The organism is Escherichia sp. MOD1-EC7011 (genome assembly GCF_002965005.1).
In the GTDB taxonomy this organism is placed as follows: domain Bacteria; phylum Pseudomonadota; class Gammaproteobacteria; order Enterobacterales; family Enterobacteriaceae; genus Escherichia; species Escherichia ruysiae.
Genome location: NZ_PTRD01000033.1, coordinates 1 through 21454, shown reverse-complemented (window position 1 = coordinate 21454; position 21454 = coordinate 1). Strand labels below are relative to the sequence as shown.

Sequence of the window (21454 nt, the reverse complement as noted above, 5' to 3'; positions counted from 1 at the left end):
ATTGGGCTCCTGAACTTACAACAACTGCGCCAGCCGGTTAATATCCGACTGAATCGCCCCAGCGGTGACATCGCGCCCTGCGCCTGGTCCACGGATCACCAGCGGGTTATCGCGATACCAGCGGCTTTCGATGGCGAAGACGTTATCGCATGGCAGCAGTGATGCCAGCGGGTGATCTTCCCGCACCGCTTCCACACCAACACGCGCTTTGCCGTTGGCATCGAAACGCGCCACGTAGCGTAGCACCAGCCCCATTTCGCGGGCAGCTTCCAGCCGTTGTACCATCTGCTCGTTCAGCTCATCGCCATTTTCAAAGAAATGGTCGATGCTGCCGCCTTCGCAATGAGCAGGCACCAGCGACTCCACACGCACCTGATCCGGTTCGATGTTGTAACCTGCTTCACGCGCCAGAATCACCAGCTTGCGCATCACGTCTTTGCCGGAAAGGTCATCACGCGGGTCAGGTTCAGTTAACCCTTGCTGCCATGCCTGATCCACCAGCTCGGTAAACGGCACGCTACCGTCGAATTGCAGGAACAGCCAGGAGAGCGTGCCGGAGAAGATCCCGCTGATCGACAAAATAGTATCGCCGCTGTCGATCAAGTCGCGCACGGTATGGTTGATCGGCAACCCCGCACCGACGGTGGCGTTATACAGCCAGTGGCGCCCGGTTTTTTCGAACGCGTCGTGGATCTGGCGATATTTATTGCTGTCGCTCGCTCCCGCCAGTTTGTTGGCACTGATGACGTGGAAACCGTGGCTGGCGAAATCAAGATATTGATCGGCAAGCTGCTGGCTGGCGGTAACGTCCAGCACCACTAAATCATCATACGGATGGGCGCGCATCCACAGGAACAGCGACTCTTCATCCTGCTCGACGGCTTCATCATTGAAGAACGCTAACGCGCGGCTGGCGTCCAGCCCGTCATAACTCAGCAGGCTGCGGCGGCTGTCCACCACGCCTGCCAGCACAAATTCAAATCCAGTACGCGCCGAAAGCGTACTCTGCTCACGGGCAAACAGTTCCAGCCAGCGGGAACCGATATTGCCCTTGCCGAACAGAACCAGGCCAATGCGTTTTTCCGCGCGAAATACGGACTGATGCAACCCCTGAATCAGGCTTTCGGTCGGGCCGGTACGCAGCACTGCCACCAGGCTGATACCGTCATCCGACTGCCAGGTAAATTCGACCGGCTGGCCTTTCAGTTGCTGCCAGAAACGGTGGCAATGCAGCGGGTTACGGGTGACGCCCGCCCCGACCATCGCCACCAGCGCCAGCCCCTGACGCAGACGCAGTTCGCCAGGTAATCCCGCTTCGTCGAGAATTTTCAGGGCGCTGTCGGCCACTTCTGAGGTGTAGCAAAATTGCAGCAACTGGCGATCGTTATGTACGCCAACCGCCAGTGGGCGCACCTGCGCGCGTTTCAGGATCTGGTCGATTTCTTTATGCGCCAGTTTGAAGTCCTGGCTGGCGGGCACCTGAAACTCAATCAAACAAACATCATCATGGCTGGTGACAATACGCGCTCCTGTACCGGAAGCCAGCACGCGTTCAATGCGTGTAGAGCCTTGATCCGGCGTGTAGCTACAGCGCAGTTGCAGGTCAATTTCGCTGCCAGAAACTGGCTGTAAAGTACGGGCGTGAAGAACGGGAGCCGCCAGACGAGCCAGCTCGCTGGCCTCATCAAGACGCAGCAACGGCAGCAGGCAGGCATCCTTCACTTTACGCGGGTCGGCGCTATATACCCCGGCGACATCGCTCCAGATAGTTACGCGGGAAACGCCTGCCAGCGCACCGATTTGGGTGGCGGAATAGTCGGAACCGTTACGCCCCAGCAGCACCGTTTCACCGGCGTTGTTACGGCTGATAAACCCGGTCACTACCAGACGTTTGCCCGGATGCTGCACCAGCAGTTGTTGCAGCAACGGGTACGAAAGGCCTTCATCAACCTGCGGTTGTGCGGCGCGTTCAGCACGTAAAAACTCGCGGGCATCAAGCCAGGCCGCAGGCAGTCCTTGTTGGTTAAGCACCGCAGACATCAGGCGCGCCGACCACACTTCACCGTGACCCACCACTTCCGCATACACCGCGTCGTTAATACCGCTGTCGAGCAGCGCCGCCAGGCGTTCAAGATCGCTGACAAAGGCGCTAATAAGGCTATCGGCTTCTTCAGCGGGTAACAGGCCGCTAATCAGATCGCATTGATAACGACGTAGCGTTTGTTGAACCTGATGCGCAGAGAGACGATCGGTCTGGCTTAGTTTCAACCAGTTAATCAACTGGTTAGTGGTGCTACCGGCGGCGGAAACCACCATCATATCGTCGGGCTGAGAGTACTCCGCCATAATGCCCGCGACACGCAAATAACACTTCACATCAGCCAGACTACTGCCACCAAATTTATGCAGTTGACGACCTTTCGCCCCTGCCTGCGCAATCACACTCATTTTTACCCCTTGTTTGCAGCCCGGAAGCCATTTTCCAGGTCGGCAATTAAATCTTCGCCATCTTCTATACCGGTGGAGATACGCAACAGCGTCTCGGAGATCCCGGCGGCAGCACGCGCTTCTGGCGCCATGCCTGCATGTGTCATGGTTGCGGCGTGAGAGATTAAACTTTCCACTCCCCCTAACGATTCCGCCAGCGTAAACAACGACAGCCCGCCCAGGAAACGACGCAGCGTTTGCCCATCGCCATCCAGCTCAAAACTCAACATTGCGCCAAAGCCTTTTTGCTGGCGCACGGCAATTTCATGCCCCTGATTTTCCGGCAGCGATGGGTGATAAAGTTTTTTCACCAACGGCTGGGTTTGCAGATATTTCACAATCGCCTGCGCGTTACGCTGAGCCAGCTCCATACGCGGCACCAGAGTACGCAGACCGCGCAGCAGCAGATAGCTGTCAAACGCGCCGCCCGTTACGCCAATATTGTTTGCCCACCAGGCCAGTTCGGTGACAACATCTGGATCTTTAGCAATCACCACGCCCGCCACCACGTCTGAGTGACCGTTCAGATATTTCGTACATGAATGCAACACCAGATCGGCACCCAATGCCAGCGGATTTTGTAATGCCGGGCTTAAGAAGGTGTTATCCACCACGCTCACCGCCCCGACTTCCCTTGCCAGATGGCAGATTTTCGCAATATCCACGACGCGTAACAATGGATTACTTGGGCTTTCTACCAGCACCAGTTTAGGTTTTTCTGCCAGTGCCGCCCGTAATGCCTGCTCATCGCCCTGATCAACAAACAACACGCGATAGCAACCGCGTTTCGCCAGGCTGTCGAACAGGCGATAGCTGCCGCCGTAGCAGTCGTGCGGCGCAACCAGCAGATCGCCGGGTTTCAAAAAGACAGTCGTGACCAGGTGAATAGCTGACATGCCGGTATTGGTTAGCACCGCACCTGCACCGCCTTCCAGTTCTGCCAGCGCACGCTGAACCACATCGCGCGTTGGGTTGCCGCGACGCGAGTAATCATGCGCGCGTGGTTCATTAAATCCGGTAAAGTTATAGGTGCTGGAAAGATGAATAGGCGGGACAACGCAACCATACTGTTCGTCGTCATTTAACCCGCTACGCACTGCAATGGTGGCCTGTTTACGCGTCATGTGATGAAGTTTCCTGGGCTTTGTTGGTGAAATGTCAGGCACCAGAGTAAACATTGTGTTAATGGACGTCAATACATCTGGACATCTAAACTTCTTTGCGTATAGATTGAGCAAATCCGAAATTGCCGTTAAAATTATATGCATTATCACGCTGGCAGGCGCATTACACGATGTCACGGTAGCGCCTGTGCGGTAAACTATGCGGGTTTATGACCAGTACCCTTATAAACTGTGCGGTCTGGTCTCAATTTATTGACGAAGAGGATTAAGTATCTCATGGCTGAATGGAGCGGCGAATATATCAGCCCATACGCTGAGCACGGTAAGAAGAGTGAACAAGTCAAAAAGATTACGGTTTCCATTCCTCTTAAGGTGTTAAAAATCCTCACCGATGAACGCACGCGTCGTCAGGTGAACAACCTGCGTCACGCTACTAACAGCGAGCTGCTGTGCGAAGCGTTTCTGCATGCCTTTACCGGGCAACCTCTGCCGGATGATGCCGATCTGCGTAAAGAGCGCAGCGACGAAATCCCGGAAGCGGCAAAAGAGATCATGCGTGAGATGGGGATTAACCCGGAGACGTGGGAATACTAAAGCGGAAAAGAGCGGCGCGGAGAGTGGAATCGCCTGATGCGCTACGCTTATCAGGCCTACGTCTACGTCATATTGCAATTTATTGAATTTGCACGAACTTGTAGGCCGGATAAGGCGTTCACGCCGCATCCGGCATAAACAACGAGCACGTTGTCAGCAGTTCTGCTCTAACCCACCGCTTTTTATACATGGACGTTTAACTATGAAATACAGGCTACTGCTCCCCGGCCTGCTGGTTTCTGTGCCTGCCCTTGCCTGGCAACCGCAAACCGGCGACATCATCTTTCAAATTTCTCGCTCATCGCAAAGTAAAGCAATCCAACTGGCAACCCATTCCGATTACAGCCACACCGGTATGTTGATGATGCGTAACAAAAAGCCCTACGTCTTTGAAGCGGTCGGCCCGGTGAAATACACCCCGCTCAAACAGTGGATCGCCCACGGTGAAAATGGCAAATACGTTGTTCGCCGCGTTGAAGGCGGACTCAGCGCCGAACAGCAACAAAAACTGGCGCAAACGGCAAAACGTTATCTCGGCAAACCATACGATTTCAGCTTCTCGTGGAGCGACGATCGCCAGTACTGTTCGGAAGTGGTGTGGAAGGTTTATCAGAACGCGCTGGGAATACGCGTGGGTGAGCAGCAAAAACTAAAAGAGTTCGATCTTAGTAACCCGCTGGTTCAGGCAAAGCTCAAAGAACGCTACGGCAAAAATATTCCTCTTGAGGAAACTGTGGTTTCACCTCAGGCCGTTTTCGATGCGCCACAACTCACTACCGTTGCTAAAGAATGGCCGCTGTTTTCATGGTAATGGGCCAATCGCATCATAATTGGCCCCCCAAATCTAACTTTTGCTGCTCTGAAGCTCTTGCGAAAACTCAGCAACGTCATTTTGACGCTGTCGTTCCATGGCGATCGCGCCAAAGTGCGTTAACGTACAGAAAATAATGCAGCAGATAACACCAGCAAGCAGAAGATAAAAACCGCCATCCCAACCAACCTGATCGACCATAACACCAAACAGACTTGTTCCAAGCGTTGCGCCAAGAATATAGCTCATAAAACCACGCAAACCGACTGCGGAACCCACGGCAAAACTGGGGACAATTTCCATTGTCTGAACAGAAGCCAGGAACTGCGGTACATAGATAAGGCAGCCTACGCAAGCAGCAAAAATGGTAATAGAGAGCAGAGAGTCACTTTTCCAGTAGCCCAGCAGGCAGAAGAAAATTAATACCATACTGATAATAGCGGGTGGCATACGGCGACCACGAAATAATTTATCACTCAACCAACCAGCAAATAATGTAGTTGGAATCGCCGCCCATTCGAAGATTAAAAATGCCGTGCTCATTTCAGTCTTCGTAAAATGTTTCACACTTAACAGGTAAATAGGCAACCAACTGATAATTCCGAAACGCACCATATAGACAAAAACATCAACGAAAGAGACGAACCATGCGTTCTTGTTTTTTAGCACATAGGTACAAAAAATTTGCCAGGCCGTCATATCTTCCGGCGCACGATCATCTTTTGCTTTAATGCTGACGTCGTCCGGGACGATTTCGCTTAATGGCGGCAAACCTTCACTTACGGGCGAACCTTTACCTGACATCAGTACCACTATAGCAATGACAACAGATACAATCGCTGGAACAACATATGTTGCTATTTTCCAGTGTTCAGTCCCGAGCACAGCAAATGCACCACCAACAATCGGAGCAACAATACCGCCCCCGACATTGTGTGAAATATTCCAGACCGCACCGACGATGCCTCGTTCTTTACGAGGGAACCAGTTGGCTATTGTAATAAACGAAGGACCAACCCCCATCCCTTGAAAGAGACCGTTTAAAACAACAAGTCCCGCAAACATCCAGAAAGCAAAACTAAATCCAAGCGCCACGTTAACGAGAGCACAAAGAACCAAACCCACAGCCATATAGACTTTAGGATTCGCTTTATCTGCCAGACTACTCATTACCCCTTTACTAATACCGTAGGCGATCAGCATACAACTGCTAAGTAGACCTATTTGAGTCGCAGACAGATTAAGATCTTGCTTTAAATAAGGTGTGGAAAGAACAAAGTTATTCCTGACAATATAATACGAAAGATAACCGATAAATACGCTAAATAGCGCCTGCATACGATAACGATTATACGTATTCTTTATTTCACTTTCAGGAACCTTATGTGTTGCCACTTTAGGTTTCAATAGAGAAAGCATATATCACCTTCCAGTTCATAGAGTTATTTAAAACAGCAATGCCAGTTGCTACTCTCTGAAGAGTATTGCAAAAGCCCTTGCTTCATTGGTTTTAAAGATAGTGAAGCAAGTGAGTTTAAGTTACAATACAGGGCATATGAGTCAAAACTGACTCAAAAATACAAATATCATGTTCCATTTCTTTCCCATTTTTATATCTCAAAATAGAACAAAGCCATTATTTCAGCATTAACGGGTTACAACAGCCCCAATAAAAAAATAATGACTTTTATTAATTTTTTCAGTTTTTGAGGTCAGTCACATATTTTGCATCCATATACGTGATCATTGAAGAGACTCGATTTTACCCTGTTGGAGGATCATGCTACGCAACATGAAAATTTTCATCACCGTTCAACAACCAGCAGGGATTAAGGATTTTCATGTTATCCTTCGTGATAAGCACATTTGCGCTCAAGTTAAAGCGATTGTTCCGGCTTCTGAAGGCTGGTGCAAAGAAACAATAGAATCCGGTCAGGGCCTGAATCCGATAGCACAAATATCGAAATTAATTACCGGAAATAGCTGTAACAATCGCTATTTCCGCAAGATACACATGTTCAGAGGTGCAATATTGATCTTTTTTTGATAACCGCTTCCGGATATAGTGACGCTCGTTACATCTGAATTAATGAAATTTCCGATACTGACACCAGCGTCTTACAGTCATTATGTATATTAGCTAACGGATAATGATATGAATTACAGCGTAAGAGTTTTTCTCTCGTTAATAGGATTTTTGACATGATTCGTATTATACAACGAGCATTAATCTGTTGGGTTTTATGCGTCAATGTCACCTCAGCGCAAGAGCTGGTGATTGCAACAACGCTTTCTTCGGAAGCGACGGAACACATTATTAGTCAATGGCAAAAACAACCACTGGCAACCAAAATCCGAACGCTTAACCGAACCAGTGCATCCATTGAGCGCCTGCTAGAAAATCCATTGGGTGAAAATATTGATCTGGTACTGAGTTCATCCCCCATGTTGCTACAGCGGTTGCAAAGTAAAAATCTGCTCCAGCCTTTTAATAATCAAATCGAAACAAGCAGAAAGTTAGTCCCCGAATCTATTCGTTCAACCACCGTTGCGGTTGCGGTATCGGGCTATGGCATCCTGATCAATGTGGCGCATCTGGAAGATAAAAATGAGCCAGTGCCTACTTCATGGAAGGAATTGAGCAGGTCACGTTATCAAGGAACACTATTAATGAGCAGCCCTTCACGTTCAGATACCACACATCTGATGATTGAAGATCTCCTGCAACAACAAGGATGGAGTAATGGTTGGGGTACGCTACTGAAAATAGGCGGTAATCTCGCTACCATTTCATCTCGCAGCTTTGGCGTAGCAAATAAGATCAGTACAGGGCTGGGTGACGCAGGTCCAGTCATCGACAATTACGCTAACGTACTGCTTAATAATTCAACTTTACGTTTCAGTTATTTCCCCAACTCTCGCGCAGCGCCAATGTTTATTGCCATCGCAAACGGCAGTAAACACCCACAGGAGGCGGGGCGTTTTATTAATTTTTTGTTGAGCCAGGAAGGACAACAGGCATTGAGCGATTCTGATTCAGGAAAGTATCCGGTATATCCGCTACCCTCCGGTACTCCACTCGCGGATCAACAATTGCGATTATTTGCCTCTCCTTCCCTTGATTATCCGTTGATTATGCAGCGCCAAAAGCTTGTGCAATTGTTATTTGATAATGCGATTACTGTTCGCCTTACCGAACTTCAAAACAGCTGGAAATCATTATATGCCGCAGAACATCGGCTTAAGCGTAAATTGCCAGATGTGCGTGCATTATTAACAGCAGTTCCTGTTACCCCGGAGCAGTCCGTTAATGCCATGTACCTGCAGCAATTCGAACTGCAATCAGGCTTTCGTGAAGCTCAGCTCATGGCATGGCAGCAGTTTTTCCTGCATCAGCAGCAATTGGTGAACACACAACTTGAGTCGTTAAAGTGAAACAACTACATACTATAGGGACGAGCTTACGGCTCGCCTTTGTTTTTAGCGCCATTCTTACGCTATTCGTTAGCGTAGTCAGCCTCTATTCCTGGTATGAACAAAATTCTCAGGTTCGCTACGCGCTTGATGATTATTTCCCGAGGATTCAGGCTTCATTTCTTTTTGAAGAAAACCTCACCGCATTGGTAAACGAATTTAATGAGCTACAACAGACAACCAATACCGCTAGTCGTCTTCAGGTGAGGAAGCAAATTGAACAACGGCTACAAAAAATTAAGGCCATTAATCCTCATCTTGATTCAGTACATCAACGTGCGCTTAACCAACAGGTCGCCAGTAGTGACAGACTGCTTAACAAGCTCGATAACGCATTGAACAACAACAATCAGGAAAAAGGAAAACTCGACGTTATATCCTCAAGAGTTAACTGGCTGCATGATGACTTTAATAATGAACTCAACTCACTTACCCAGGATTTAAGTTGGCAACAATCGTCGTTGCTAAATCAACTCAGCCAACGAAAAGATCTACCCGAAAAAGAGAGTTTGCAAAATGCTCAGCAAACTATTCAAAAAGAATTGCAGCTCGTTTTCGAACTTTCACATATAGAAACCCAAATCGTCAGTACGCTAAAGGAGATGCTTAACACGCATAGCAGAGATATAGACGCGTTGAAACAACATATTCAGTATTTGAATTTTTTGAAACACAGCATTGACGAAAATGTGCGGTCGTTATCTTCTTATTCCAGTACCATCACATTACACCAGACAGTTTATTCCTTGTGGGAACTGGGTACTCAGCAAAATTATCTACCCGGAACCCTGGCTGCCTGGCAACAAGCTCAACAAACTCTCATGAGTACTATCGGGGATAAAGAGCGTGTATTTACGCAAATACGTGCTCAATTAGAAACGCAATTAGGTAATAGCCATCAACAATTACAAACATTCAATCTACGATTGGAAAAAATAATGCAAATCAGCGGGCTATTGATTTTGGCAGCTATGGTTACCGCCTTACTGTTCGTTATTCTGGTAAATTACCTCTACATTCGTCCCAGAATGATCCGCCGATTTCGGTTACTGAATGATGCCGTTGTCAAGTTAAGCAATGGTGAACTCGATGCTGATATCCCTGTCTCCGGTAACGATGAACTTGGGAGAATTGCCAACCTGCTCCGCCAGACCATTGAGAAAATTAATCAACAGCAACGTCAACTGGGACAGGAAATATGCGAGCGTATCGCGACAGAAAAAAACCTTCGTACAACGCAAAGTGAATTGATCCAAACTGCAAAACTGGCCGTGGTTGGGCAGACAATGACAACACTGGCACATGAAATTAATCAACCACTTAATGCCTTATCTATGTATCTTTTCAGCGCCAACCGCGCGCTGGAACAACAAGACGTTGGTTTGGTGAAAAATTATATTGTTACTATGCGATCGTTAGTCGAGCGCATGGATAACATCGTTAAAAGATTGCGCAACTTCGCCCGCCGTCGAGATAGTGAACTGGCTGGCGGTGCAATCAATTTACAGCAGGTAATTTATTCGTCCTGGGAACTTCTGGCGTTGAAACATCGATCACAGAAGGCCTCTCTTCACTACCCTGATAATTTCCCTGCCGTTTATGGTGATGATGTCTTGATTCAACAAGTTTTAGTTAATTTGTTTACGAATGCCCTGGAAGCCAGTCTGGAGCAATCACCCACAATAACCATCAGCTTTGAAGAAGAAGCCTCCACTGTAACGCTATATATTGCTGATAATGGAAAAGGCTGGCCAGTGCATCTGGCTGATCGACTATTAACGCCTTTTACCACGGACAAAGCTGTAGGTTTGGGTATTGGCCTTTCGATTAGCCATTCTATTATGCGCCAGTGCCAGGGAGAGTTATATATCGCGTCAACTCTCGACCGCCATGCGCTGGTTATTCTACGTTTCAGGAAACTTTAAGCATGACAGACACTACCCCAACAATTCTGTTAATTGATGACGACAATGATGTTCTGCTAGCCTACAGCACTCTCTTACAGCAAGAGGGTTATGTCGTATGTACCTGTAGCAACCCTTCTGAGGCTCTACAATTACTGCAAAATACGTGGGAAGGCATCGTGGTGTGCGACGTTTGTATGCCGGATATTTCAGGCATCACGCTGCTGGAAAAAATAATGCTTATCGACCCTCATCTTCCCATTCTGATGATCACCGGGCATGGCGATGTCCCCATGGCCGTTGAAGCAGTAAAAAAGGGAGCGTGGGATTTCCTGCAAAAGCCGATCAATCCAGAACAATTTCTCTCACTTATCGAAAAAGCACTGGCTGAACGTGAAGCTTATCTGGAACAAAAAAAATGGCGACACGCTCAGTTTAATCGGCACTTAATCGGTAACAGTGGTTGGATTCGCCAGACACGTCAACAGCTTGAAACGCTGGCAGAAACCGATCTTCCCGTCTGCTTTTACGGCGAACCTGGCACAGGAAGAACATTAGCCGCCCACTATCTTCATCAATTTAGTTCTCGCAAGGAAAGACCTTTAATTGAACGCACACTCAGCGCCAATAGCCAGCAGCCGTTGGAAGAATGGGTGAAAGAAGCAGAAGGTGGCACGCTGTTATTAAAAGAACTTGAGCATTTAACGCCAGAAAATCAGCGCGCCTTGATCCAGTACCAGGAAAGACCCCAGGATCGGTCATTTCGTCTGATTGTTGTTAATCAAAGCCCTTTGGCTGAACTGGCTGCCGCACAAAAAATTATTCCTGCATTGTATTTTCTTTTTTCACTCACCCACATTGAATGCCCACCACTCTGCCAGCGTCCGGGGGATATTGAACCTATTTTTCACCATTATCTGACCCTCACCTGTAAACGATTAAATCGCCAGCAGCCACTGCTGGGAAAAGCTTTTTATAAGCGACTGATGGCGCGTACCTGGCCTGGTAATATTATTGAATTGGTGAATGCGGCAGAACTGGTGGCCGTCGGCGTTTTAATGCTGGACGATTCGGTCAGTTTGCAGATGATGGAGACGGATCCAGCCCCGCTGGATGAACTCGTAGAATCTTATGAAAGACAAATAATTATTGATGCTCTCAACTTCCATCAGGGTCGTATCAACGACGTTGCCGATTACTTTCAGATACCCAGGAAAAAGCTGTATTTGCGCATGAAAAAATACGGTATTGATAAAATGGATTTTCGCTATGAGAAGAAAGATAAAAAGACACAAACTCAATGAGTTATGTTGATAATGTAGGTTTTCAGGCACAAAAAAAGCGCCGTGCGGCGCTTTTTTCGGAAATCCGGTCTTATTTGCTGCCCGGGATGCTGAAACGCTTGTTGAAGCGGTCAACACGGCCACCGGTAGCAACATCACGCTGTTTGCCAGTGAAGAACGGGTGGCACTTGCTGCACACGTCGAGGTTCAGGTCATGACCAACGGTGGAGCGGATTTTCATTACGTTACCGCAAGAGCAGCTAGCAGTAATTTCTTCGTATTTCGGGTGAATATCTTTTTTCATGGGAAAACCTCGGTTTAAGGCCGCGTCGCTCTTCCAGCCCTAACGCCAGACACCACGCGATGTTTAAAGTATAGTTTCAATACGATCATTTCGTATCAAAGGCGCCGAATCATACAGAAATTAACCAGCGTATGCAAACTGATCCGCACTCCTCTACGGCAATGTGTATACTGTTCCACCGAATTTCAAGTCAGGATGATGCTATGCCCGTTGCTCACGTTGCCTTGCCCGTTCCGCTTCCCCGAACCTTTGACTATCTGCTGCCTGAAGGCATGACGGTTAAAGCCGGGTGTCGCGTGCGCGTGCCGTTTGGTAAACAGCAGGAGCGCATCGGGATTGTGGTGTCCGTTAGCGATGTCAGCGAGCTGCCGCTCAACGAGCTAAAAGCGGTAGTTGAAGTGCTGGACGTTGAGCCGGTATTTACTCACTCCGTCTGGCGATTACTGCTATGGGCGGCGGATTATTATCATCATCCCATTGGCGATGTGTTGTTTCATGCCTTGCCGATTTTACTGCGCCAGGGGCGACCTGCAGCGAACGCGCCCATGTGGTACTGGTTTGCCACCGAGCACGGTCAGGCGGTAGATATCAACAGCCTGAAACGTTCGCCAAAGCAACAACAGGCACTGGCGGCATTGCGACAAGGGAAAATCTGGCGCGACCAGGTTGCCACTCTCGAATTTAATGATGCCGCGCTACAGGCACTGCGCAAAAAAGGTCTGTGTGATTTAGCAAGTGAAACACCAGAGTTTAGTGACTGGCGAACGAACTACGCCGTTTCTGGCGAGCGGTTGCGACTGAATACTGAACAAGCCACCGCCGTTGGCGCCATCCATAGCGCGGCAGATACCTTTTCCGCCTGGCTGCTGGCGGGCGTCACCGGCTCCGGTAAAACGGAAGTTTATCTAAGCGTGCTGGAAAACGTGCTCGCCCAGGGCAAACAGGCGCTGGTAATGGTGCCGGAAATCGGCCTGACACCGCAAACTATCGCCCGTTTTCGTGAACGCTTTAATGCCCCCGTGGAAGTTCTGCATTCTGGCCTGAACGACAGCGAACGCCTTTCGGCGTGGCTAAAAGCGAAAAATGGCGAGGCGGCGATTGTGATTGGCACCCGCTCCGCGCTGTTTACACCGTTTAAAAATCTCGGCGTGATTGTCATTGATGAAGAGCACGACAGTTCCTACAAACAGCAGGAAGGCTGGCGCTACCATGCCCGCGACCTGGCGGTGTATCGCGCGCATAGCGAGCAAATCCCGATTATTCTTGGCTCCGCAACGCCCGCGCTGGAAACGTTATGCAACGTCCAGCAGAAAAAATACCGCCTGCTGCGCCTGACCCGTCGGGCGGGTAATGCGCGTCCGGCAATTCAACACGTGCTGGATTTAAAAGGTCAGAAGGTGCAAGCGGGGCTGGCTCCGGCGTTGATCAGCCGTATGCGCCAGCATTTACAGGCCGACAACCAGGTTATCCTCTTTCTTAACCGCCGGGGTTTTGCGCCTGCGCTGCTGTGCCACGACTGTGGCTGGATAGCCGAATGCCCGCGTTGCGATCACTACTACACATTGCATCAGGCGCAGCAGCATCTGCGCTGTCATCACTGCGACAGCCAGCGCCCAGTGCCGCGCCAGTGCCCTTCCTGCGGCTCCACGCATCTTGTGCCGGTGGGCCTGGGCACCGAGCAGCTTGAGCAGACGCTTGCCCCGATGTTCCCTGGTGTACCCATTTCACGTATTGATCGTGACACTACCAGCCGCAAAGGTGCGCTGGAACAACAACTGGCGGAAGTACATCGCGGCGGCGCGCGGATTTTGATTGGCACGCAAATGCTGGCGAAAGGTCACCACTTTCCGGATGTCACACTTGTGGCATTACTGGACGTGGACGGTGCGCTGTTTTCTGCCGATTTTCGCTCCGCAGAACGTTTCGCCCAGCTTTACACCCAGGTCGCTGGTCGTGCGGGGCGTGCCGGTAAACAGGGCGAAGTGGTGCTGCAAACGCATCATCCGGAACATCCTCTCTTGCAAACATTGCTCTATAAAGGCTATGACGCCTTTGCAGAACAGGCGCTGGCCGAGCGGCGTATGATGCAGCTACCACCGTGGACCAGCCACGTGATTGTGCGCGCCGAAGATCATAACAATCAGCACGCGCCGCTGTTCCTGCAACAGTTGCGAAATCTCATCCTCTCCAGTCCGCTGGCGGATGAGAAACTGTGGGTTCTCGGCCCGGTTCCAGCACTGGCACCCAAACGTGGCGGTCGCTGGCGCTGGCAGATCCTGCTGCAACATCCTTCCCGCGTGCGCTTACAGCACATCATTAACGGTACGCTGGCGCTTATTAATACAATACCGGATTCACGGAAAGTGAAATGGGTGCTGGATGTCGATCCTATTGAGGGTTAAACCGCTAACGATGCGAGGCGGATCGAAAAATTAAATATTCATCACACTTTTCATGAAAATTCTGTAACCGTTTTCACGCGCTATCTGCTAAAAATGTTGCCGATGTGAAGTAAACACGGATGTAGTACGCCTGACGTGCCAGGCGAGGAGTGAGAGTGAAAGCGAAGAAGCAGGAAACTGCCGCAACCATGAAAGACGTCGCCCTGAAAGCAAAAGTCTCTACGGCAACCGTCTCCCGAGCGTTAATGAATCCCGATAAAGTCTCCCTGGCGACTCGTAACCGGGTTGAAAAAGCCGCCCGGGATGTGGGTTATTTACCGCAGCCGATGGGGCGTAACGTCAAGCGTAATGAGTCCCGCACCATTCTGGTGATTGTCCCGGATATCTGTGATCCCTTCTTTAGCGAAATTATTCGCGGAATCGAAATTACGGCAGCAAGTCATGGGTATCTGGTACTGATTGGCGACTGTGCACATCAAAACCAGCAGGAAAAAACCTTTATCGATTTGATAATCACTAAGCAAATTGATGGCATGTTGCTGCTCGGTTCAAGGCTGCCGTTTGATGCCAGCATTGAGGAACAGCGTAATCTGCCGCCGATGGTGATGGCGAACGAATTTGCACCGGAGCTGGAACTGCCTACAGTTCATATCGACAACCTGACCGCTGCATTTGATGCGGTAAATTACCTGTATGAACAGGGGCATAAATTGATCGGCTGTATTGCTGGGCCGGAAGAAATGCCGCTGTGTCACTATCGCCTGCAAGGCTACGTTCAGGCTCTGCGTCGCTGCGGAATTATGGTTGATCCACAATACATCGCCCGTGGCGACTTCACCTTCGACGCCGGAAGCAAAGCCATGCAGCAGTTGCTCGACCTTCCGCAACCGCCAACTGCTGTTTTCTGTCATAGCGATGTGATGGCACTTGGCGCACTTTCGCAGGCAAAACGTCAGGGGCTGAAAGTTCCTGATGACCTTTCCATAATCGGTTTTGATAACATCGACCTGACGCAATTTTGTGATCCGCCACTGACAACCATCGCACAGCCGCGCTATGAAATTGGTCGCGAGGCAATGTTGCTATTGCTTGACCAAATGCAAGGGCAAACGGTCGGCAGTGGCTCACGTTTAATGGACTGCGAGCTTATTATCCGGGGATCGACACGCACATTGACTTAAAGTAAACCTTTAAGGCTTCCGTGACTGGTCAAAGGCCCGCCGCTTAAGTAACATGGCGGGCTGACGAACGAATAAATACAGCGAAACGATAGTGGCACAACGAGATTATGTACGCCGCAGCCAACCGGCACCTTCGCGGCGAAAAAAGAGTACCTCACGGAAAAAGCAACGAAATCTGCCTGCGGTTTCTCCCGCAATGGTCGCTATTGCTGCCGCCGTTCTTGTGACCTTTATCGGTGGTCTGTACTTCATTACGCATCACAAGAAAGAAGAGTCCGAGACGCTGCAAAGCCAGAAAGTGACCGGAAACGGACTACCTCCGAAACCGGAAGAACGCTGGCGCTACATTAAAGAGCTGGAAAGTCGCCAGCCGGGTGTGCGTGCGCCAACAGAACCTTCTGCCGGTGGTGAAGTAAAAACGCCGGAGCAACTGACACCAGAACAGCGCCAGCTTCTTGAACAAATGCAGGCCGATATGCGCCAGCAGCCAACGCAGTTAGTTGAAGTTCCGTGGAATGAGCAAACGCCAGAACAGCGCCAGCAAACGCTGCAACGCCAGCGTCAGGCGCAGCAGTTAGCGGAACAGCAACGCCTGGCTCAGCAGTCACGTACAACCGAACAAAGCTGGCAGCAACAGACGCGTACGTCGCAAGCCGCGCCGGTTCAGTCGCAGCCGCGCCAGTCAAAACCGGCTTCTACTCAGCAGCCGTACCAGGATCTGCTGCAAACCCCTGCGCACACTACCGCGCAGTCGAAGCCGCAGCAAGCTGCGCCAGTTGCTCGTGCAGCTGACGCGCCAAAACCGACGGCGGAGAAAAAAGATGAACGCCGCTGGATGGTACAGTGCGGTTCGTTCAGAGGGGCAGAACAGGCAGAGACAGTACGTGCTCAGCTGGCGTTCGAAGGCTTTGACTCGAAAATTACCACCAACAATGGCTGGAATCGTGTGGTCATTGGCCCGGTGAAAGGCAAAGAGAACGCAGACAGCACCCTCAATCGGTTGAAGATGGCGGGTCATACAAACTGCATTCGGCTCGCCGCCGGGGGTTGAAACCCTCAAAATCCCCCCCATCTATAATTGCATTATGCCCCGTACTTTTGTACGGGGTTTGTACTCTGTATTCGTAACCAAGGGGTCAGCTCGTGACAACTATAGTAAGCGTACGCCGTAACGGCCATGTGGTCATCGCTGGTGATGGTCAGGCCACGTTGGGCAATACCGTAATGAAAGGCAACGTGAAAAAGGTCCGCCGTCTGTACAACGACAAAGTCATCGCGGGCTTTGCGGGCGGTACTGCGGATGCTTTTACGCTGTTCGAACTGTTTGAACGTAAGCTGGAAATGCATCAGGGTCATCTGGTTAAAGCGGCCGTTGAACTGGCAAAAGACTGGCGTACCGATCGCATGTTGCGCAAACTTGAAGCACTGCTGGCAGTCGCAGACGAAACTGCATCGCTTATCATCACCGGTAACGGTGACGTGGTGCAGCCAGAAAACGATCTTATTGCTATCGGCTCCGGCGGCCCTTACGCCCAGGCGGCGGCGCGCGCGCTGTTAGAAAACACTGAACTTAGCGCCCGTGAAATTGCTGAAAAGGCGTTGGATATTGCAGGCGACATTTGCATCTATACCAACCATTTCCACACTATCGAAGAATTAAGCTACAAAGCGTAAGGATCTCCTATGTCTGAAATGACCCCACGCGAAATCGTCAGCGAGCTGGATAAGCACATCATCGGCCAGGACAACGCCAAGCGTTCTGTGGCGATTGCTCTGCGTAACCGCTGGCGCCGTATGCAGCTCAACGAAGAGCTGCGCCATGAAGTGACCCCGAAAAATATCCTGATGATCGGCCCGACCGGCGTCGGTAAAACTGAAATCGCCCGTCGTCTGGCAAAACTGGCTAACGCGCCGTTCATCAAAGTTGAAGCGACCAAATTCACCGAAGTCGGTTATGTGGGTAAAGAAGTCGATTCTATTATCCGCGACCTGACCGATGCCGCCGTGAAAATGGTGCGCGTACAAGCTATCGAGAAAAACCGTTATCGCGCTGAAGAACTGGCAGAAGAACGTATTCTCGACGTGCTGATCCCACCGGCCAAAAACAACTGGGGACAGACCGAACAGCAGCAGGAGCCGTCCGCTGCCCGTCAGGCATTCCGCAAAAAACTGCGTGAAGGCCAGCTCGATGACAAAGAAATCGAGATCGATCTTGCCGCAGCACCGATGGGTGTTGAAATTATGGCGCCTCCGGGAATGGAAGAGATGACCAGCCAGCTGCAATCCATGTTCCAGAACCTGGGCGGTCAGAAACAAAAAGCGCGTAAGCTGAAAATCAAAGACGCCATGAAGCTGCTGATTGAAGAAGAAGCGGCGAAACTGGTTAACCCAGAAGAACTGAAGCAAGACGCTATCGACGCCGTTGAACAGCACGGGATCGTGTTTATCGACGAAATCGACAAAATCTGTAAGCGCGGCGAGTCTTCCGGTCCGGATGTTTCTCGTGAAGGTGTTCAGCGTGACCTGCTGCCGCTGGTAGAAGGTTGCACCGTTTCTACCAAACACGGGATGGTCAAAACTGACCACATTCTGTTTATCGCTTCTGGCGCATTCCAGGTAGCGAAACCGTCTGACCTGATCCCGGAACTGCAAGGTCGTCTGCCGATCCGCGTCGAACTCCAGGCGCTGACCACCAGCGACTTCGAGCGCATTCTGACCGAACCGAATGCCTCTATCACCGTGCAGTACAAAGCACTGATGGCGACCGAAGGCGTGAATATCGAATTTACGGATTCCGGTATTAAGCGTATCGCGGAAGCGGCATGGCAGGTGAACGAATCTACCGAAAACATCGGTGCACGCCGTTTACATACCGTTCTGGAGCGTTTAATGGAAGAGATTTCCTACGACGCCAGCGATTTAAGCGGTCAAACTATCACCATTGACGCAGATTATGTGAGCAAACATCTGGATGCGTTGGTGGCAGATGAAGATCTGAGCCGTTTTATCCTATAATCGCGTTCAATCATTTTCATCATTGTTTGATGGGGCTGAAAGGCCCCATTTTTATTGGCGCGTATTATGACTGAACAACAAATTAGCCGAACTCAGGCGTGGCTGGAAAGTTTACGACCTAAAACCCTCCCCCTCGCCTTTGCTGCAATTATCGTCGGGACGGCGCTGGCATGGTGGCAAGGTCACTTCGATCCGCTGGTCGCCCTGCTGGCACTGATTACCGCCGGGCTATTACAGATCCTTTCTAACCTCGCCAATGATTACGGCGATGCCGTCAAAGGCAGCGACAAACCTGACCGTATCGGACCACTACGTGGTATGCAAAAAGGGGTTATTACCCAGCAAGAGATGAAACGGGCGCTCATCATTACCGTCGTGCTCATCTGTCTCTCCGGACTGGCGCTGGTCGCAGTGGCGTGCCATACGCTGGCCGATTTTGTCGGCTTCCTGATTCTGGGCGGGTTGTCGATCATCGCCGCAATCACCTACACCGTGGGCAATCGCCCTTATGGTTATATCGGTCTGGGTGATATTTCCGTACTGGTTTTCTTTGGCTGGTTGAGCGTGATGGGGAGCTGGTATTTGCAGGCGCATACGTTGATTCCGGCATTGATCCTTCCGGCGACCGCCTGTGGCCTGCTGGCAACAGCGGTTCTGAATATTAATAACCTGCGTGATATCAATAGCGACCGCGAGAATGGCAAAAATACACTGGTGGTGCGCTTAGGTGCAGTAAACGCGCGTCGTTACCATGCCTGCCTGCTGATCGGCTCACTGGTGTGCCTGGCGCTGTTTAATCTCTTTTCGCTGCACAGCCTGTGGGGCTGGTTGTTCCTGCTGGCAACGCCGTTACTGGTGAAACAGGCTCGTTATGTGATGCGTGAAATGGATCCGGTAGCGATGCGACCAATGCTGGAACGCACTGTCAAGGGCGCATTACTGACTAACTTGCTGTTTGTTTTAGGGATATTCCTAAGCCAGTGGGCAGCATAACTGACAAATATCAATTAACAATTGATGATTTTGCCAACAACCCACATAGCGCGATATACTGAAAATTCTCGCAGCAACTGAATGTTAAGCCTATGAAATACGATACTTCCGAGCTTTGTGACATCTATCAAGAAGATGTCAACGTCGTGGAACCGCTGTTCTCCAACTTTGGTGGACGGGCGTCGTTTGGCGGACAAATCATCACGGTAAAATGTTTCGAGGACAACGGGTTGCTGTATGATCTGCTCGAACAGAATGGTCGTGGTCGTGTTCTTGTCGTCGATGGCGGTGGTTCTGTTCGTCGCGCACTGGTCGATGCTGAACTGGCGCGTCTGGCAGTACAAAATGAATGGGAAGGCCTGGTCATTTACGGCGCGGTGCGTCAGGTAGATGACCTGGAAGAGCTGGATATCGGCATCCAGGCGATGGCGGCAATTCCGGTCGGTGCTGTTGGCGAAGGCATTGGTGAAAGCGATGTCCGCGTCAACTTTGGCGGCGTCACCTTCTTCTCCGGCGACCATCTCTATGCCGACAATACCGGGATTATTCTTTCTGAAGATCCGCTGGATATCGAATGATAAAAAAGGCACCGCAAGGTGCCTTTTTTCTGCGTTACCTGTTGCCTACACAGTAAAGCAATTACGCGAAAGATGAAGCGTAATCAGACCTCTTCCATGCGACCCAGCAGGGCCTGCAGACGTTCCTGCCAGCCGTTCTGCTGTTCTTTCAGATGGTTGTTCTCACGCTCCAGCTCTTCGCGCTGATGCTGGGCATTTTGAACTTCCTGCGACAGTGAGTTGTTCTTTTCTTTCAGCTCTTCGATTTCCATCTGCAACAAAGTGATGGTATCAATCGCCTGCTGTACTTTTGCTTCCAGTTTCTCAAACACTTCTAATGACATTGTCATACCTCTCCTGAATTGCAAGGCGTTGATGGATATATATCCTCGTCCCGATTATCGGTGACGCCTTAATAAATACGTGCACGTTTTCGTTAGCTCCGATTGTATGAAGCCGCGCCATCTCTGTCCAGCAGCACGCCTTGCAGATTCCGGTTTGCCACACTTTTCATCCTTCTCCTGGTGACATAACCCACATGAATCGAAAATGTTAAAAAATTTGTTGCAAGAATGATTTAACAAACGTGCATCATGTAAGAAGATGTGAAACAAATGGCGCGATAACGCTCATTTTATGACGCGGCACACACATTTTGATTTCGATATTTCTCGTTTTTGCTCGTTAACGATAAATTCACAGGATGCCTACAAGCATCGTGAACGTCAGTGACTTTCACGCTTACAACAAACATTAACTCTTCAGGATCCGATTATGAGTCAAACATCAACCTTGAAAGGCCAGTGCATTGCCGAATTCCTAGGGACCGGGTTGTTGATTTTTTTCGGTGTGGGTTGCGTTGCAGCACTTAAAGTCGCTGGTGCGTCTTTTGGTCAGTGGGAAATCAGTGTCATTTGGGGACTAGGGGTGGCAATGGCCATCTACCTGACCGCAGGGGTTTCCGGCGCGCATCTTAATCCCGCTGTCACTATTGCGTTGTGGCTGTTTGCCTGTTTCGACAAGCGAAAAGTTATTCCTTTTATCGTTTCACAAGTTGCTGGTGCTTTCTGCGCTGCGGCATTAGTTTACGGACTTTACTACAATTTATTCCTCGACTTCGAACAGACCCATCATATTGTTCGCGGCAGCGTCGAAAGTGTTGATCTGGCGGGCACATTCTCTACTTACCCTAACCCTCATATCAATTTTGTGCAGGCTTTCGCAGTTGAAATGGTGATTACCGCTATTCTGATGGGGCTGATCCTGGCGCTCACGGACGATGGTAACGGTGTACCGCGTGGGCCATTGGCACCGTTGTTGATTGG

At 50.2% G+C, this 21454-nt stretch carries 19 protein-coding genes; 14 read left to right on the top strand and 5 right to left on the bottom strand.

From position 1 onward, the window contains the following. Window positions 1–15 precede the first annotated feature (15 nt). Together metL and metB are read right to left on the bottom strand one after the other, a co-directional pair. Window positions 16–2448, bottom strand: coding sequence for a bifunctional aspartate kinase/homoserine dehydrogenase II (metL, locus tag A7098_RS16745; protein WP_000110772.1), 2433 nt, complete (start codon window positions 2446–2448; stop codon window positions 16–18). A 2-nt stretch (window positions 2449–2450) separates the two neighbouring features. Then, on the bottom strand, window positions 2451–3611 hold the full coding sequence (gene metB, locus A7098_RS16740; protein WP_105281123.1) for a cystathionine gamma-synthase: 1161 nt from the start codon (window positions 3609–3611) through the stop codon (window positions 2451–2453). A 276-nt stretch (window positions 3612–3887) separates the two neighbouring features. Between metB and metJ the strand changes: the two genes are divergently transcribed. Next, window positions 3888–4205: a met regulon transcriptional regulator MetJ gene (gene metJ / locus A7098_RS16735; RefSeq protein WP_000852812.1), complete on the top strand. Its 318-nt coding sequence runs from the start codon at window positions 3888–3890 to the stop codon at window positions 4203–4205. Window positions 4206–4407: 202 nt separating this feature from the next. Further along, window positions 4408–5016, top strand: a complete 609-nt coding sequence (locus A7098_RS16730) for a YiiX family permuted papain-like enzyme (RefSeq protein WP_105281122.1) — start codon at window positions 4408–4410, stop codon at window positions 5014–5016. A 33-nt stretch (window positions 5017–5049) separates the two neighbouring features. Here the strand turns inward: A7098_RS16730 and A7098_RS16725 are convergent, their stop codons facing one another. Beyond that, complete coding sequence (locus A7098_RS16725; protein ID WP_024212600.1) at window positions 5050–6435, bottom strand: MFS transporter; 1386 nt, start codon at window positions 6433–6435, stop codon at window positions 5050–5052. A gap of 373 nt (window positions 6436–6808) precedes the next feature. Here A7098_RS16725 and A7098_RS16720 point away from each other — a divergent pair, with 373 nt between their 5' ends. The 4 genes from A7098_RS16720 to A7098_RS16705 all read left to right on the top strand — a co-directional run bounded on the left by A7098_RS16720 (window position 6809) and on the right by A7098_RS16705 (window position 11698). Further along, the gene (locus A7098_RS16720) at window positions 6809–7063 is read left to right on the top strand and encodes a hypothetical protein (RefSeq protein ID WP_301005545.1); all 255 of its coding nucleotides are present in this window, start codon (window positions 6809–6811) and stop codon (window positions 7061–7063) included. 155 nt (window positions 7064–7218) lie between these two features. Beyond that, window positions 7219–8451: an ABC transporter substrate-binding protein gene (locus A7098_RS16715; protein ID WP_000619303.1), complete on the top strand. Its 1233-nt coding sequence runs from the start codon at window positions 7219–7221 to the stop codon at window positions 8449–8451. Then, complete coding sequence (locus A7098_RS16710; RefSeq protein WP_105281120.1) at window positions 8448–10415, top strand: ATP-binding protein; 1968 nt, start codon at window positions 8448–8450, stop codon at window positions 10413–10415. Before A7098_RS16715 ends, A7098_RS16710 begins: the two co-directional genes overlap by 4 nt. Window positions 10416–10417: 2 nt before the next feature. Next, window positions 10418–11698, top strand: a complete 1281-nt coding sequence (locus A7098_RS16705) for a sigma-54 dependent transcriptional regulator (protein ID WP_000132856.1) — start codon at window positions 10418–10420, stop codon at window positions 11696–11698. A gap of 70 nt (window positions 11699–11768) precedes the next feature. On the opposite strand, the gene rpmE is transcribed toward A7098_RS16705, so the two are convergent. Then, window positions 11769–11981 carry a 50S ribosomal protein L31 gene (rpmE, locus tag A7098_RS16700; protein WP_000710770.1) on the bottom strand — a complete coding sequence of 71 codons (213 nt, stop codon included), beginning with the start codon at window positions 11979–11981 and terminating at the stop codon, window positions 11769–11771. Between the two features lie 203 nt (window positions 11982–12184). Here rpmE and priA point away from each other — a divergent pair, with 203 nt between their 5' ends. The 7 genes from priA to rraA all read left to right on the top strand — a co-directional run bounded on the left by priA (window position 12185) and on the right by rraA (window position 20150). After that, window positions 12185–14383: a primosomal protein N' gene (priA, locus tag A7098_RS16695; RefSeq protein ID WP_024212601.1), complete on the top strand. Its 2199-nt coding sequence runs from the start codon at window positions 12185–12187 to the stop codon at window positions 14381–14383. Between the two features lie 155 nt (window positions 14384–14538). Next, window positions 14539–15564 (top strand): DNA-binding transcriptional regulator CytR, encoded by a 1026-nt coding sequence (gene cytR / locus A7098_RS16690; protein WP_000644884.1) that lies wholly within the window; start codon window positions 14539–14541, stop codon window positions 15562–15564. Between the two features lie 91 nt (window positions 15565–15655). Continuing rightward, the gene (ftsN, locus tag A7098_RS16685; protein ID WP_000068842.1) at window positions 15656–16615 is read left to right on the top strand and encodes a cell division protein FtsN; all 960 of its coding nucleotides are present in this window, start codon (window positions 15656–15658) and stop codon (window positions 16613–16615) included. Window positions 16616–16707: 92 nt separating this feature from the next. After that, on the top strand, window positions 16708–17238 hold the full coding sequence (hslV, locus tag A7098_RS16680) for an ATP-dependent protease subunit HslV (RefSeq protein ID WP_000208242.1): 531 nt from the start codon (window positions 16708–16710) through the stop codon (window positions 17236–17238). 9 nt (window positions 17239–17247) lie between these two features. Continuing rightward, window positions 17248–18579 carry an HslU--HslV peptidase ATPase subunit gene (hslU, locus tag A7098_RS16675; protein WP_001293348.1) on the top strand — a complete coding sequence of 444 codons (1332 nt, stop codon included), beginning with the start codon at window positions 17248–17250 and terminating at the stop codon, window positions 18577–18579. A 66-nt stretch (window positions 18580–18645) separates the two neighbouring features. After that, a complete protein-coding gene (gene menA / locus A7098_RS16670; protein ID WP_024212602.1) occupies window positions 18646–19572 on the top strand; it encodes a 1,4-dihydroxy-2-naphthoate polyprenyltransferase in 927 nt (308 codons plus the stop codon). A gap of 92 nt (window positions 19573–19664) precedes the next feature. Then, complete coding sequence (rraA, locus tag A7098_RS16665) at window positions 19665–20150, top strand: ribonuclease E activity regulator RraA (protein WP_000872912.1); 486 nt, start codon at window positions 19665–19667, stop codon at window positions 20148–20150. 83 nt (window positions 20151–20233) lie between these two features. On the opposite strand, the gene zapB is transcribed toward rraA, so the two are convergent. After that, the gene (gene zapB / locus A7098_RS16660; protein ID WP_001296623.1) at window positions 20234–20479 is read right to left on the bottom strand and encodes a septal ring assembly protein ZapB; all 246 of its coding nucleotides are present in this window, start codon (window positions 20477–20479) and stop codon (window positions 20234–20236) included. A gap of 424 nt (window positions 20480–20903) precedes the next feature. Here zapB and glpF point away from each other — a divergent pair. Further along, window positions 20904–21454: glycerol uptake facilitator protein GlpF (gene glpF, locus A7098_RS16655; protein ID WP_105281119.1), on the top strand; the 551-nt coding region annotated here is incomplete at its 3' end.